The 13,929-nt window shown below is 74.7% G+C and carries 15 protein-coding genes; 6 read left to right on the top strand and 9 right to left on the bottom strand.

The window, feature by feature from the left end; all coding sequences use genetic code 11:
• Positions 1 to 17: 17 nt before the first annotated feature.
• The 3 genes from glp to ACIRG9_RS30095 are packed head-to-tail and all read right to left on the bottom strand — an operon-like array spanning position 18 to position 4,594.
• Entirely contained in the window at positions 18 to 1,319 is a 1,302-nt protein-coding gene (gene glp, locus ACIRG9_RS30105) for a gephyrin-like molybdotransferase Glp (RefSeq protein WP_402863391.1), read from the bottom strand.
• Entirely contained in the window at positions 1,316 to 2,311 is a 996-nt protein-coding gene (locus ACIRG9_RS30100; RefSeq protein WP_402863388.1) for a UTP--glucose-1-phosphate uridylyltransferase, read from the bottom strand. The genes glp and ACIRG9_RS30100 overlap by 4 nt, the downstream gene beginning before the upstream one ends.
• A gap of 9 nt (positions 2,312 to 2,320) precedes the next feature.
• On the bottom strand, positions 2,321 to 4,594 hold the full coding sequence (locus ACIRG9_RS30095) for a diguanylate cyclase (RefSeq protein ID WP_402863385.1): 2,274 nt from the start codon (positions 4,592 to 4,594) through the stop codon (positions 2,321 to 2,323).
• An 83-nt stretch (positions 4,595 to 4,677) separates the two neighbouring features.
• On the opposite strand from ACIRG9_RS30095, the gene ACIRG9_RS30090 reads away from it, so the two are divergent.
• The 3 genes from ACIRG9_RS30090 (at position 4,678) to ACIRG9_RS30080 (ending at position 6,496) form a co-directional block, all read left to right on the top strand.
• Positions 4,678 to 5,343, top strand: coding sequence for a 5-formyltetrahydrofolate cyclo-ligase (locus tag ACIRG9_RS30090; RefSeq protein WP_402863382.1), 666 nt, complete (start codon positions 4,678 to 4,680; stop codon positions 5,341 to 5,343).
• A gap of 61 nt (positions 5,344 to 5,404) precedes the next feature.
• Positions 5,405 to 5,737, top strand: a complete 333-nt coding sequence (locus ACIRG9_RS30085) for an FmdB family zinc ribbon protein (RefSeq protein WP_402863379.1) — start codon at positions 5,405 to 5,407, stop codon at positions 5,735 to 5,737.
• 288 nt (positions 5,738 to 6,025) lie between these two features.
• Complete coding sequence (locus ACIRG9_RS30080; protein WP_402863376.1) at positions 6,026 to 6,496, top strand: flagellar biosynthesis protein FlgA; 471 nt, start codon at positions 6,026 to 6,028, stop codon at positions 6,494 to 6,496.
• 209 nt (positions 6,497 to 6,705) lie between these two features.
• Here the strand turns inward: ACIRG9_RS30080 and ACIRG9_RS30075 are convergent, their stop codons facing one another.
• The gene (locus tag ACIRG9_RS30075) at positions 6,706 to 6,882 is read right to left on the bottom strand and encodes a hypothetical protein (protein WP_402863446.1); all 177 of its coding nucleotides are present in this window, start codon (positions 6,880 to 6,882) and stop codon (positions 6,706 to 6,708) included.
• A gap of 255 nt (positions 6,883 to 7,137) precedes the next feature.
• On the opposite strand from ACIRG9_RS30075, the gene ACIRG9_RS30070 reads away from it, so the two are divergent.
• Positions 7,138 to 7,722, top strand: coding sequence for a hypothetical protein (locus ACIRG9_RS30070; RefSeq protein ID WP_402863373.1), 585 nt, complete (start codon positions 7,138 to 7,140; stop codon positions 7,720 to 7,722).
• 7 nt (positions 7,723 to 7,729) lie between these two features.
• Here the strand turns inward: ACIRG9_RS30070 and ACIRG9_RS30065 are convergent, their stop codons facing one another.
• The gene (locus ACIRG9_RS30065) at positions 7,730 to 8,212 is read right to left on the bottom strand and encodes a DUF2231 domain-containing protein (RefSeq protein ID WP_402863370.1); all 483 of its coding nucleotides are present in this window, start codon (positions 8,210 to 8,212) and stop codon (positions 7,730 to 7,732) included.
• A gap of 173 nt (positions 8,213 to 8,385) precedes the next feature.
• Here ACIRG9_RS30065 and ACIRG9_RS30060 point away from each other — a divergent pair, with 173 nt between their 5' ends.
• Complete coding sequence (locus tag ACIRG9_RS30060; protein ID WP_402863367.1) at positions 8,386 to 8,814, top strand: Fur family transcriptional regulator; 429 nt, start codon at positions 8,386 to 8,388, stop codon at positions 8,812 to 8,814.
• Positions 8,815 to 9,004: 190 nt separating this feature from the next.
• Positions 9,005 to 9,859, top strand: coding sequence for an oxygenase MpaB family protein (locus ACIRG9_RS30055; protein WP_402863364.1), 855 nt, complete (start codon positions 9,005 to 9,007; stop codon positions 9,857 to 9,859).
• 95 nt (positions 9,860 to 9,954) lie between these two features.
• On the opposite strand, the gene ACIRG9_RS30050 is transcribed toward ACIRG9_RS30055, so the two are convergent.
• The 4 genes from ACIRG9_RS30050 to ACIRG9_RS30035 form a co-directional block, all read right to left on the bottom strand.
• Positions 9,955 to 10,788, bottom strand: a complete 834-nt coding sequence (locus ACIRG9_RS30050) for a RecB family exonuclease (protein ID WP_402863438.1) — start codon at positions 10,786 to 10,788, stop codon at positions 9,955 to 9,957.
• Between the two features lie 143 nt (positions 10,789 to 10,931).
• Positions 10,932 to 11,549 carry a MarC family protein gene (locus ACIRG9_RS30045; RefSeq protein WP_402863361.1) on the bottom strand — a complete coding sequence of 206 codons (618 nt, stop codon included), beginning with the start codon at positions 11,547 to 11,549 and terminating at the stop codon, positions 10,932 to 10,934.
• A gap of 40 nt (positions 11,550 to 11,589) precedes the next feature.
• Positions 11,590 to 12,456 (bottom strand): PHP domain-containing protein, encoded by an 867-nt coding sequence (locus ACIRG9_RS30040; RefSeq protein ID WP_402863358.1) that lies wholly within the window; start codon positions 12,454 to 12,456, stop codon positions 11,590 to 11,592.
• A gap of 105 nt (positions 12,457 to 12,561) precedes the next feature.
• Positions 12,562 to 13,857 carry a hypothetical protein gene (locus tag ACIRG9_RS30035; RefSeq protein ID WP_402863355.1) on the bottom strand — a complete coding sequence of 432 codons (1,296 nt, stop codon included), beginning with the start codon at positions 13,855 to 13,857 and terminating at the stop codon, positions 12,562 to 12,564.
• Positions 13,858 to 13,929 lie beyond the last annotated feature (72 nt).

The raw sequence follows: 13,929 nt of genomic DNA, 5'->3' as shown, positions 1-13,929 counted from the left end.
CGCCGGCACGCTCACGCTCACCTGCGCCGGTCCAGCAGGAGCACGTCCACCGTGGACCCTGCGGCGGCGGTGGTGACCCGCTCGCCGAGGACCAGCAGGCCGTTCGCCTCGGCCAGGCCGGAGAGGGTGAACGGCCCGCCGGCGAGCGGCTGGACCGTGTACCCGCCGCCGCGCCGCTCGGCCACGTGCGCGGGGCGGAACTCGCGCAGCCCGGCGGGGGACGAGACCGTCTCCAGCAGATGCGCCCGGACGCCGGGCCGGAACACCGGCTCGGCCCCGGCCAGCAGTTGGATGGCCGGGCGGGCCAGCACCTCGAAGCCGATCAGTGCCGCGCCGGGCTCACCGGGTAGACAGACCACCGGCACCTCCTCGGCGCCGACCGTACCGAATCCGAGGGCCGTTCCGGGATAGAGGGCGACCTCTGTGAAGGCCACCGGCCCGGCCCGGCCGCCGTCCCGGCGGGACAGGATCCGGCGGACCATGTCGCCGGGCCCGGTGCCGGTGCCGCCGGTGGTGATGATCAGGTCGGCCCGCAGCGTCTGGTCCTCCAGCAGGCCGCGCAGCGCCTCCGGGTCGTCGTCGCAGATCCCCACCCGGTACGCGAGCGCGCCCGCCTCGGCCGCGGCGGCGGTCAACGCGTGCGAGTTGGTGTCCACCACCTGGCCGGGCTGGCTGCCCCGGCCGACGTCGACCAGTTCGTCGCCGGTGGCCACGATGACCACCCGCGGGCTGGGCCGCACCACCACGTGCCCGATGCCGGTGGCGGCGAAGACCGCGACCAGGGCCGGTGAGACGTACGCGCCGGCACGGGCGAGCAGGGTGCCGGCGGGCAGCTCCTCACCGGCGCGGCGAACGCCGTACCCGCGCTTGGGGGTGCGGAAGATCTCCACCACGGCCATGCCCTGGTCGGTCCACTCCACCGGGACCACCACGTCGGCGGCGATGGGCAGGGGCGCCCCGGCCGCCACCGAGAAGCAGGAGCCGGGGGTGAGCCGGACCGGCCGCCAGCTCACCGCGCCCAGGTCGCCGACCACGTTCAGCCGGGTGACGCGGCCACCGGACGTGCCGGAGGGAGCCGGAATCCGGCTCCCTCCGGAGATGTCCTCCCAGCGCGCGGCGTACCCGTCCACCGCCGCCTGGTCGAAGGCGGGGTACGAGTGCGGCGCGACGACGTCCTCGGCGAGGACGTTGCCGTACGCCTGGGTGAGGTCGAGGTCGAGCGGAGGCAGCGCGCGTAACCTGCGCAGCACACTGCCCAGGTAGTCGGCGAGCGGCGTCAACTCGTTCGCGGCCGCCTCGGCGTCGGCCGTCGCGGTCATGTACTGGAACCGCCCGACGCGTCGCGTACCCCGCGCAGGACCGCCGAGGTGACCGTCTCGTCGCCCTGGTTGACGAACTCGGCCAGCCACTTGCGGAACTCGGCGCCCAGGTCCTCGCGCTCGACGGCGATCTGGACGACGGTCTGCAGGTAGCCGAGCGGCATGCCGGTGTCGTAGCGGGTGCCCCGGTAGACGATCGCGTGCACCGGCACCCCCTCGGTGCGCAGCAGCTCCATCGCGTCGGTCAGCTGGATCTCCCCGCCGCTGCCCGGCTCGGTCCGCCGGATCGCGTCGAAGATCCGCCCGGGCAGCACGTACCGGCCGAGGACGGCCAGGTTGCTCGGGGCGTCCTCCGGATTCGGCTTCTCCACCATGCCGGTGACCCTGACGACGTCGGCGACGTCGTTGAACTCCGGCTCGGCCGGCTCGACCGAGGCGATGCCGTACCGCTTGGTGTCGGCCGGGTCGACCTCGAAGAACGCCAGCACGACACCGCCGGTGCGGGCCTGCAGCTCCAGCATCGCCGGCAGCAGCGGCTCGGACGGCTTGACGAACTCGTCGCCGAGCAGCACCGCGAAGGGCTGGTCGCCGACGTGCGACTCGGCGTACCCGACGGCGTGGCCGAGGCCGAGCTGCTCGGGCTGCCGGCAGGTGTAGATCTCGGCCAGCTCGCTCGGTCGGCGTACCGCCTCCAGCAGCTCGGGCTTCTTCTCCAACCGCGCCTCCAGATCGGGGCGGCGGTCGAAGTGGTCCACCATCGAGGTCTTGCCGCGCCCGGTGATCAGCAGCACGTCGGTGATGCCAGCCTGGGTGGCCTCCTCGACGATGTACTGCAGCACCGGCCGGTCGACGACCGGCAACAGCTCCTTCGGGACCGCCTTGGTGGCCGGCAGAAATCGGGTGGCCAGGCCGGCGGCCGGGATGACAGCCTTGACCGCGCGGGAACGACCGGACGCGGCGGCCGCTGAGGGGTTCGCTGAGTGCTCCGACATGTCGCGAGACTATCGGCCACGGCTCTGCCGCGGCGGCTGAGGACCGGAAGACGCGCCGCCCTGCCCCGTGCCGGCGGGGTCCACCGTGCCGGCCCTGGGCACTCCGTCGGGTGGGCTGACCGCGGCGACCACCACCGGGATCTCCCGGGTGGCTGCCGGATCGGGCGCCTGGGCCAGCTGGTAACCGTCCCGACCTGCGGACTTGGCCGCGTAGAGGGCGTCGTCGGCGGCGTCGAGCACCTGCTGACCGGTGGCGGCGTGGTCGGGGTAGACGGCGATGCCGATGGAAACGGTCACCGGCACCCGAAGCGCCTCGCCGTGCCCGTCCACCGGCACCGGATGATCCCGGACCACCGCACCGAGCCGCTCGGCGACGATGGCCGCGCCCCGGGCGTCGGTCTCCGGCAGCAGCACCACGAACTCCTCGCCACCGTGCCGGAACGCCAGGTCCACCTCGCGGATCTCGCCGCGTACCCGGCGGGCGAACTCGACGAGCACGGCGTCCCCGGCGGCGTGCCCCCAGGTGTCGTTGACCTCCTTGAACCGGTCCAGGTCGAGGGCGAGGACGCTGAGCATCCGGCCGAACCGGTTCGCCCGCTCCACCTCCCGCCGGATCGACTCGCGCAGGTAGCGGTAGTTCCACAGCCCGGTCAGCGGATCGGTCAGGGAGAGCCGCTGTGCCTCCTCGTGCACCCGGACGTTCTCCACCGCCACCGCCGCGTGCCCGGCGAAGGTCCGCAGCGTGAACAGGTCGTCGTCGTCGAACTCGTCCGCGCCGAGCCGGTCGTAGAGGACCAGCACGCCGAGCGCGCCCGAGCCGGCCGGGGCGGACGACTCCAGGTCCCGCCGCGGCGTCGGAGCGGCCTCCGCCGGGTCGGGAGCGCCGGCCGGATCGGGGCCTCCGGCCGGCGGGTGGCCGGGCCGGTCGGGGCCGCCGCGCCCGCCCAGCTCCGACGCCCCGGGCGCGGCGAACGGCACCGCGATGTACGTCTCGCAGCTCGGTTCCCCGGTCGGGGCGTCGGCCGGCTCCCACCGGCCGCGCAGCGGCTCGCCGGTGGCGGCCACCATGCCGACCACCCCGGTGCCGACCGGCACCCGCAGCGTCGCCGGATCGGACCGGTCGGCGGTGGCCCAGCGGCCGTCCAGCCCCTCGACGCATCGGCCGACGAGGACGCCGTCGCCGTCGAGCAGCAGCACCGCGCCGGCCCGCGCACCGGTCGCGGCGATCGCGCTGTGCAGGATCACCCGCAGGATGCGTTGCAGGTCATGGGTGCTGGCCAGGGTGTCGCCGAGCACCGCCAGGTGACCGCGCAACTGGTCCCGGCTGCTGGTCAGGGCGGCCACGTAGCTGCTGGTCTCCCGGGTCATCCGGTTGAATGCCCGGGCCAGCCGGCCGATCTCGTCCCGACTGCGGACCGGCACCCGGGCGGTCAGGTCGCCGTGCGCCACCCGGTCCACCGCGCCGGCCAACTCCATCAGGGGACGGGTGGTGACCCTGGCCAGCCGTCCGGCGGCCAGCACGGCCAGCGCCGCGGCCAGCACCACCGCGCCGGCCAGGGCCGCGTACAGCCCGGGTGGACGCTCGCCGGGCACCGAGAGGACCAGCGGCAGCGGCTGCCCCGGGGACGGGCCGAGCCGGCGGACGTACCGGCCCTCGGTGGTCTCGGTGACCTGGTTTCCGTCGAGGGTGCGGGCAGCGGCCAGCACCGCCTCGCGTACCTCCTGGGTCTCGGTGGTGTGGGTGACCCGGTCGCCGCCGGAGGGATCGTCGAGGAGGGTGACCGCGACGCCGGCCACTGCGGCGAGCCGCGCGACGAAGGCCGGGTCGACCGGCTGCGCGGCGGCGACCGCGCCCAGGTCGGCGCCGGCGGCGTCGCGAAGCTGGACCCGGACGGCGAGCGCGCGGACCGGGCCGGCGACCGGCGGCTCACCGGCGCAGTCCTGCCAGGGCCCGCCCGGCCCACCCTGGGTGGCGTAGCTGGTCCGGCCGGCGTCGTCGGTGATCCACACGGCGGCGGCCAACCCGCGCCCCACCACCTGGTCCGCCGCGCGGGGCCGCGCGGCCGGGTCGGTGACCAGCGCGACCGCGTCGGCCGCCCCGCGCAGTTGCTGGCAGAGGGCGTCCACCGAGGTACGCACCGCGGCGGCGGCCAGGCCCAGCCGTTCGGTGGAGCGGCTGCGGTCGACGGCCGACATCATGGATCCGACGAAGAACGCGCCGAGCAGTACCGGGCCGAGCACCACCGCGAGGAAGGCCGCCGTCAACCGCCCGCGTAGCGTCAAGCTTCCCCCCGGAAGTTCCGCGCCCCTTGTTGCGATGCTGACACAGAGCGACCAGGAGGCAAGCGTTGCGTCAGGAGTGTTGCGTGCCGGAATTTTCTGATGGAGCGGATGTCGCACATGAGGCAAAGCGCGACCTGCGAGTGACGTTGCTCGCCCACCGGCGGTCGCTGTCCGCCGCCCGGCGGGCGGAGGCGGCGGCGCGCGTCCAGGCCGAGCTGGTCTCCCTGGTACGCCGACTCCGCCCGGCCCGGATGACCGGGTACGTGCCGGTCGGCTCGGAGCCGGGCGGCGGCGAACTGCCGGAGGTGCTGCGGTCGGCGCTCCCGCCGGAGGCGGAGCTGCTGCTGCCGGTGCTCCGCGACGATCTGGACCTGGACTGGGCCGCTTACGCCGGCGCGGCGTCGCTACGGGCGGCCGGGCGGGGGCTGCGCGAACCGACCGGGCCCCGCCTGGGCCGCTCCGCCGTGGCCACGGCCGAGCTGGTGATCGTCCCGGCCCTGGCGGTGGACCACCGGGGGCGGCGGCTGGGCCGGGGCGGCGGCTCGTACGACCGGGCGCTGGCCCGGGTGCCCGCCGCGGCCCTGACGGTGGCCCTGCTGCACGACGGGGAACTGGTCGACGCGGTCCCGGCCCAGCCGCACGACCGGCCGGTACGCGCCGTGATCACCCCCGCCGGCCGGCTACGTACGCTACCGGTGGTGCCCGGTGTGGAACCGAACGCTTCCGCTGGACGAACCCGGGTGCCATGACGCACCATTGGCACTCGAATACGTCGAGTGCCAACCGGCCGTGCCAGATCCGGAGGAGAACGTGCCTACGTACCAGTACGCCTGCACCGCGTGCGGCCACCAGCTCGAGGCGGTGCAGTCCTTCAGCGACGAGCCGCTGACCGAGTGCCCCGCGTGTGAGGGACGGCTGCGCAAGGTCTTCAACTCGGTCGGCGTGGTGTTCAAGGGCTCCGGCTTCTACCGCACCGACTCGCGCCCGAAGGGGTCGGACAGCGCGACGAGCACCACGACCAAGCCGGCCAAGTCCGAGTCGTCGTCGAGCACTTCGTCGAACGGGTCGAGCACCAGCCCGTCCACCGCCTCCGCCACCAAAACCCCCGCCACCACCACCTCCCCCACCCCCACCTCCTCCTGATCCCCCTTCGGGCCACCCGCCCAAGATCCGCACATTTTCACGGAAAAAGTGGCCATTTCCGCCAGGATGGCCACTTTTCCGTGAAAGAGGCTGCTCACCTTTTCGGGGGCGGGGCGCGCTAGCAGAGGGGGGCGGGGTTTGGGGGTTGTCCACAGGCGGGTGGGTTTTCCACAGGGTGGTGGCTTCGGCGGGGGGCGGGGCGCTGCGCTTTCGTAGCCTGACTTGGTCCATGGGGTCGGCGGGCGGGGAGGGACGCGGGTGGTGGCGGGCGAGGGATCACTACGGCCGGTGCGATGGCGCGGCCTGCCCCGGGGCGGGACCCTGCTCCGGGCGGCGCTGGTCGCGGCGCTGCTCGGCCTGGCCGCCGCGGTGCTGCAGCCCTCTGCCGGTTGCCCGCCACCCGGCGCGGCCCCGGTCCAGCCCGCCCCGGCCGCGACCTCCTCACCGCCGGCCGACGGCCGCCCGAGCAACGCACTGCCGCTGCCCAGCGGAGCGGTCGGGGTGCCCGTCCGGCTGGCCGAGCCGGCCGCCCTCGCGGTGCTCCGCCCTGGTGCCCGGGTGGACCTGCTGGTCGCGCCGGCCGGCGGGGCGGCCGGGGAGGCGACGCTGCTCGCCTCGCGGGCGTTGGTCCTCGACGTGGTGGGCGCCGGGGCGGTCGACGGGTCCTCCGCGCTCTACCTGGCGCTCCGGCCCGAGCAGGCGCAACGGACGGTCGGGGTGCCCGAGGGCAGCCGCTTCGCGGTGGTGGTACGCGGCTGACCCGCGTTGCGGCACCACTGGTGGTCGGCGCATGACCGCCCTGCCGTGGTGATCGGCGTGACCGCCGTGCGGTGGTTGTCGGCGTGACCGCCCTGCCGTGGTGATCGGCGCCTTGCGGCGGTGGTCGGCGTGACCGCCCTCGCCCCGCAAGCCGAGGAACGCTGCTGCGGTCGCAGCGGACGGGGGTGGCAGCCGACCAGGCCGATGCGTCAGTCCCAGTGCGGAGGGCGCTCGGCCAACAGCCACTCGTCGTTGCCGCCGGACCGCTCACCCCAGCCGCGGTCCGTGTCGTCGGTGGTCTGCTCGGGCAGCACCACGAAGTCGTCGTTGAGGTCGACCACGCGGTCTTCGTCGCCGCGCGCGCCACGCATGCCGGGATCGCTCACGACCGGCAAGGATACCGGCGCCACAAACGCCCCCACCCCCTCCGGCACCCCCACCCACCCCACCCCCCTCCCCTCCTCCCCCCACCACCCGCGGTGATCAAGGAGTTTGCGTCTGCAAGGAGATCAACTCGGATGCAAACTCCTTGATCAACCAGGCAAGGGCGGGTGGGGTGAGTGGGGGTGGTCCGGTGCGGGGCGGGTTGGGCGTCGCGTCCGGCGGGCCGATCGGCTGGGGCGTTGGTAGCGTCGGACGGCGTGACGACGCCGAGCGGTGGCAGCCCCGAGGACGAGTTCTGGCGACGCCCGACACCGGACCAGCCGGACGGCGGGCTCGGCGGTGGCCGCCCTGGCAGGCCGGCGGCCCCTGCCGACCGGCCCGGCGAGTCGGCGACCAGTCTCGGCCCGCCCGGCGACCCCCGGCCCGACGCGGGGCAGTCACACAGTCCCTGGTCGGGCGCGAGCCAGGCGGACAACCCGTGGGCACGCCCCGACCCAGGCGCGGACGGGCAGCCACGGTCCGCCGATGGCAACTGGCCGGCCGGTGGCGGCTGGCCCGGTGGCAGCGGGGCCGGTGGTGGCGGGGCAGGAAGTGGCGGGGCCGGAAGCGGTACTCCGGCCGGCGGATACTCCGGCCCACCGCCGACCACTCCGCCGCCGCCCGGCTGGCGACCGCCCGTGCACGTGCGGCCCGCCCCACCTCGGCAGCTGCCGCCACAGAACATGACCGCCATCGACCAGGCAGAGCAGGAGTCCCAGCGGCTCACCTACGGCATCGGGGCGGTCGCCGGGGTGGTGCTGGTGCTCCTGACCTGCCTGCTCTGCTCGCGAGTGATCTTCTGACCGAGGGTCAGAGCGTTCCACCCCAGACGACCTGGGCGCCGCTGTCACCGGCCAGGAAGACGTACACCAGCGCGAACACCGCGAGGACGACCACCATCCCGGTCAGCACCGGGGCCAGCCAGCGGGGCAGGCCGCGTACTCGGGCCAGGCCGCTGGTGACCAGCAGAAGCAGCAGCGCCGCCACCGCCAGCCCGATGGTGAACCAGAACAGGGTGTCGCCGTACTCGGAGTGCTCCTCGATCTTCCGGAGGAACTCGCCACCGAGGCCCCGCTGCCGCTGGGCCTCCTCGAACGCCTCGCCGGACTCCTTCGCCACGAAGGTGGCGATCGGGGTCACCACGGCGAGGCCCGCCACCGCCCAGTCGAGCCGGGACCGCCACCGGGGCAGCACCCCGTAGGCGACAGAGAGCAGCGCCAGCAGCGGCACCAGCACCACGACGGCGTGAATGACCAGGACGTGAAGCGGCAGGCCGTTGACTTCCCTGAACACCGACACCCCCACGAGTAGACCGAAGCGCGGCCAGCGTACGACGGGCATACCCGCCTTCGCTGTCGCTCACATCGACTCACGCACGTCTTCTCGGTGCGGTTCAGCCTGTGGCCGGGGCCACCCGCGGTTCCAGGTCGGTTGTCGGCCCCGGAAACGCGTGCTGTCATTGAGTCATGTCCACCGGTGAGGAACTGCTCCGGTCGAGGGGCCTGCGGGTCACCCGACCGCGGCTCGCCGTGCTGGACGTCCTCGCCGACGGCGGCCACCTGGAGGTCGACGAGATCACCCGTCGGGTCCGGGAGCGGCTCGACTCGGTCTCCACGCAGGCCGTGTACGACGTGCTCGCCGCGCTCTCCCGGGCCGGGCTCTCCCGCCGCATCGAACCGGCCGGCAGTCCCGCCCGTTACGAGGCGCGCGCCGGGGACAACCACCACCACGTGGTGTGCCGCGGCTGCGGCGAGATCGCCGACATCGACTGCGCTACCGGAAGTGCCCCCTGCCTCGCTCCGGACACGGCGCACGGCTTCGAGGTGGACGAGGCGGAGGTGACCTTCTGGGGTCTCTGCCCCACGTGCCAGACCCGCCGTTTGGTCGACGACTGACAGCGGACCGGCGTCCGCGGACCGCGCTGACCGCTGCCCGGGCCTGATCCACTCCAGGTGCGGTACGTGGGGGTATCTGGCCGCGGGGTCACCGCGACCGCGTCGCCTCCTCCGGCTCAACGGGCGCGACCGGGGTTCAGGCCGGTCCGGCGGGTATGAGGCGGGGTCCGGCGCGTGGCACCCTTGGGCGGTGGACACCGATGACCTCGGCCTGTTCGGTCCGGGATCGGTCACGTGGAAGGTGCACGCGGAGCCGATCCTGATCGTCGCCGGCCTGCGTTCGCTCTACCTCCAGGCGTTGCACCCCCGGGCGATGGCCGGGGTCGCCCAGAACAGCAACTACCGCACCGACGCCTGGGGCCGGCTGGCCCGGACCGCCGGCTACGTGGCGACGGCGATCTACGGCACCACCGCCGAGGCCGAGGCGGCCGGCCGCCGGCTGCGTACCCTGCACGGCCGGATGCGGGCCACCGACCCGTTCACCGGTGAACGGTTCCGGATCGACGACCCGGAGCTGCTGCGCTGGGTGCACGTCGCCGAGGTCGAATCGTTCGTCAGCACCGCCCGCCGGGCCGGGCTCGCCCTGACCGACGCCGAGGTCGACGCGTACTACACCGAGCAGCGCCGGACGGCGGCCCTGGTCGGGCTGGACCCGGCCGACGTGCCGGGCACCGCCGCCGAGGTGGCCGACTACTACCGGCGGATCCGCCCGGACCTGCGGATGACGAAGGAGGCAGCCGAGACCGCCCTCTTCCTGACCGCCCCGCCGATCCCGTGGAAGCTCAGCCTGCCGGTGCGGCTCGGCCTGCACCTCGGCCCGCCACGCTGGGCGTACCTGGGGATCGCCGGCACCGCGCTGGCGCTGCTGCCGGCCTGGGCCCGCCGGTTGTACGGCGGCCTGGGCCTGCCCACCACCGCGCTGTCGGCGGATCTGAGCGTCCGCGCGCTGCGGCTGGCCCTGGCGGCGCTGCCGCGCCGCTACCGGGTCGGGCCGATCCAGCAGGCCGCGAAGGACCGCGCCGCCCGACTCGGCCACGCCGCGTAAGCCGGCCGGCCCAAGGGCCGCACAACTGCGGCGAAGTTACGGCTCCCTCGCACCAGGAGGCAGCAACTTCCCGTCAAGTGCCCGGAGCCTGGCGTCTAGGAGTCCGTGCCGAGGCGTTCCATGGCCGACCACGGGTCCTTGCCGGGCGTCTGCGCGCCGGTGGGGCAGGTACGCCGGTAGTCGCACCAGCCGCAGCGCGGCCCCGGGGTGGCGGGAAACGCCTCGTCGGGGTCGGTGCCGTCAGCGACAGCCCGCTCGGCGGCCATGATGTCCCCGGCGGTCTCCTCGGCCCGGGTGAGCTGCCGGTTCAGCGACTCCGGAGTGTGCTCGTGCGCGGCGACCGTGCCGGTGGGCAGGTGGTGCAGCTCGACCCGGCGGCAGGGCCGGCGGAACACCCGCTCGGCCGCGTAGGCGTAGAGGGCCAGGGCCTGCGACCCGCGGGCGTCGTCGGTGTCCAGCCCGGTGCGGCCGGTCTTGTAGTCGACGATGACCAGCTCGGGCCGCCCGTCCGCGCCGGGACGGGAGTCGATCCGGTCGGCCCGGCCGTTGAACGCGAGCACCCCGGTCTTGACGGCGACCACCCGTTCCACCCCGACCGGCTCGTCGGCCGGGTCGAGCCCCGCCACGTACGACTCCAGCCAGGCCAGCGCCCGGCGGAAGGCGTCCCGCTCCTGCTCGTCGTCGCGGTAGCCCTCGCGCACCCAGGTGCCCTTCAGCAGCATGCCCAGCACCTCGGGGCGGCGACGGTCCGGCGCGAGCGCGTACCAGTTCTTCAGGGCGGTGTGGACGCTGGCGCCGAGCGAGTTGTGCGCCCACGGTGGCCCCTTGAGCGGCGCGGGCCGGTCGACGTAGGAGTAGCGGTAGCGCCGCGGGCAGTCGGCGTACGCGCCGAGCTTGCTGGGCGTACAGACGAAGAGGCGCTCCGGCATCCCCTCGAAGCCGAGCTGCTCGGCCTGCTCGGCGCGGGGCCGGGGCGCTCGGCCACCGGTAGGTCGTCCGGTCGGGGAGGGTCGTCGCACGCCTCAGATCCTGCCACCCCGGTGCGACACCGGGGTGGCGGCGGGCCGGCGGGTCAGTGCGGGGTGGTGAGGTACTGGGTCACGAAGGCGGCCACCGCGTCGGCGATGAGCTGCACCGCGATGGCCGCCAGCAGCAGGCCGGCGATCCGGGTCAGCACCTCGATGCCGCCCGGCCGGAGGACCTTGACGATCACGCCGGAGAAGCGCAGCGCCACCCAGACCGCGGCCATCACCCCCACGATCGCGAGGGCGATCGCGAGGTAGTCGGTGAACCCGCCGGCCTGCTGCACGAAGAGCATGGTGGCGACGATGGCGCCCGGCCCGGCCAGCAGCGGGGTGCCCAGCGGCACCAGGGCGATGTTGGAGGTGCTCTGCTGGCTCGGTTCGTCAGCCTTGCCGGTCAACAGCTCCAACGCGACCAGCACCAGCAGCAGACCGCCGGCGGCCTGCAACGCCGGGAGCGAGACGTGCAGGTAGGCGAGAAGGGTCTGGCCCGCCACGGCGAAGACCACGATCACCCCGAGCGCCAGCGCGACGGCCTGCCAGGCGGCCCGGTTCCGGTCGCGCGCGGGCAGCGGCCCGGTGAGCGCGAGGAAGATGGGCAGCATGCCTGGCGGGTCGACGATCACCAGCAGGGTTACGAAGACCGCACCGAAGAGCTTGAGATCCACCGGAATACGGTAGCCGCGCCGAGATGGATCAAAACGCGGGTCACCCCGAAGCGACCGGGGTCACCCCGCTGGCCAGGGCGACGAGGCGCTCGTACGTCTCGGGGTCGGTGGTGTGCGCGCCGAGCTGGACGGTCTTGTGCGTCCCGTGGAAGTCCGACGAGCCGGTGACCAGCAGGCCCAGCTCGGCGGCGAGCCCCCGGACGTGCGCCCGCTCGGCCGGTGTGTGGTCCTCGTGGTCGGCCTCCAGACCGGCCAGCCCGGCAGCCGCCATTGCCGCGATCGCCTCGTCCGGCACGGTCCGCCCGCGTCGGGTGGCCCGGGGGTGGGCAAAAACCGGCACCCCGCCGGCCGCCCGGATCAGTGCCACCGCCCGGAACACGTCGATGTCCTCCTTGGGTAGCCGGTACCGCTCCCCCAGCCAGTCGGGGGCGAACGCCTCCGTGGTGGTGGCCACCAGCCCGGCGCGGATCAGCGCCTGGGCGATGTGCGGCCGGCCGACCGTCCCGCCGGCCGCGCCGGCCAGGATCTCCGGCCAGCTCACGGCGATGCCGTCGGCCTGCAACAGCCGTACGATCCGCTCGCCGCGTTCCTCCCGGGCCCGCCGGACCCGGGCCAGCTCCGCGACCAGCTCCGGCTCGTCCGGGTCGAAGAGGTACGCGAGCAGGTGCAGCGGGATGGCCGGCTCGACGCCGTACCAGCGGCAGGAGATCTCCGCGCCGCGGACCAGGGCGAGCCCGGCCGGCAGCGCGCGGACCGCGGCGTCCCAGCCGGCGGTGGTGTCGTGGTCGGTGATCGCGACGACGTCGAGGCCCGCGTCGGCGGCGGCCCGGACCAGCTCAGTCGGGCTGAGGGTGCCGTCGCTGGCGGTGGAGTGGGCGTGCAGGTCGATTCGGGCGGCAGCGGTCACCTCGCCGACGCTACCGTCCCGGTGTCTCCGCCGGCCGGCCGAGCGAACGCCGATGCGTGGGGTTGCCGGTTCAGGTACGGATGTCGGCCCAGAGCCGACGCCGGCTCAGGGACGGGTGTCGGCCACCACGACCGGCCGTTCGCCGGGGGCCGCTCCGGCGACCGGCGAGGCGGTCGGCCGCTGGCCGGCCAGCACCTGGTCGGGGCCGACCCGGACCAGCCCGCCGGTGGCGTCGACGTGCAGGGCACCCCCTGACCGGGTCCACCGCACCACCCCGGCCACCGTCGGCCCGGCGGGCCGGGCCGACACGCCGGAGCCGAGGGTGTTCAGGTCGACCAGGAGCGCCCCGTTCCGCGCGCCGTTGACCAGCAGCCACCGCCCGTCGACGGAGACCTCACCACGGCCGTCGGTGGCGAGGTCCGGGCCGCAGCCGGTGCGGACCGTGGCGAGGTCCCGGGCCGGGTCGAGCAGGGCCAGACAGGGCCGCCGGGGCGTACCGGCCGAGACCTGGCCGACCACCCGGCCGTCGGGCAGCATGCCGTAGACGTTGAGTACGTCCCGGTTCGCGGTGCCCAGCCGACCGTCGACCGGCGCGTACCAGACGCGGAACCCACCCCGGGCGGGCTGCCGGACCAGGACCGCGTCGCCGGCGAACGCGACCGGCTCGGTCCCTTCCGGGGCCGCCGTCCGGGTGGTCGCGAGGAGGTGGCCGCCGACCACGCCGGCGACGAAAAGCTCCGGGCCGTCGCGCCAGGCGACCCGCCGTCCGTCCGCGGCGACCGCGACCGCATCCGCGCCGGCGAGCAGCACCTGCGGCACCCCGTTGTTCGGCGGGACCCACCAGAGGGTACGGCCGGCCGCGGTGACCGCCGAGGTGAGCAGCCAGCCCGCGTGGTCGGCGACGCGTTGCGCCTGCTCGACGGTGCTCACCCCGGTCAGCTCCCGCCGTTCGCCACCGTTCGTGTAGAGCCAGGAGCCGACGATCATGTCGAGTTCGGGGCGGACCGGGCCGGCCGTGGGGGGCACGGCGGACTCGATGGGCAGCGGAGAAGGCGAGAATCCGCGCGGGTCGCCGAGCACCACGGTCGGCGTGCCCTCGCGGCTGGCCGTACCGCCGAACTGGGCCATACCGGTGGTGACCAGCACCGTGGCCACTCCGGCCAGGGCGAGCCCGGCCAGTGTGCGGCGATGGCCGCTGCGGCGGGCCCGCCGGACGGCCACGCCGGCCGGATCGGCGGCGAGCGGTCGCGGCGTGGCGACCCGGCGGGAGAAGGTGTCCCGCAGCGCCCGCTCCAGCTCGTCGTCGGTCACGGAAAGTGGACGCTCCAGGCCGCCCGTCTGGTTGTCGCCGGAGCCCGACGGACGGCTGAGCCCGATGATTCGCTCGCCGCGCTTGCTCATGGCGCCACCTCGCTGCGCTCGCCGGCACCACGAGACACCAACGCGCTGAGCCCGATGATTCGCTCGCTGCGC

Source organism: Micromonospora sp. NPDC093277, assembly GCF_044765245.1.
Lineage (GTDB): Bacteria > Actinomycetota > Actinomycetes > Mycobacteriales > Micromonosporaceae > Micromonospora.
This window is presented reverse-complemented; position numbering and strand designations above follow the sequence as displayed.

Bases quoted from the DNA above. Each gene is read 5' to 3' on its own strand.
- glp (WP_402863391.1), bottom strand. From the start codon at position 1,319: ATGACCGCGACGGCCGACGCCGAGGCGGCCGCGAACGAGTTGACGCCG.
- ACIRG9_RS30100 (WP_402863388.1), bottom strand. From the start codon at position 2,311: ATGTCGGAGCACTCAGCGAACCCCTCAGCGGCCGCCGCGTCCGGTCGT.
- ACIRG9_RS30060 (WP_402863367.1), top strand. From the start codon at position 8,386: ATGTCCACCGGTGAGGAACTGCTCCGGTCGAGGGGCCTGCGGGTCACC.
- ACIRG9_RS30050 (WP_402863438.1), bottom strand. From the start codon at position 10,788: ATGCCGGAGCGCCTCTTCGTCTGTACGCCCAGCAAGCTCGGCGCGTAC.
- ACIRG9_RS30035 (WP_402863355.1), bottom strand. From the start codon at position 13,857: ATGAGCAAGCGCGGCGAGCGAATCATCGGGCTCAGCCGTCCGTCGGGC.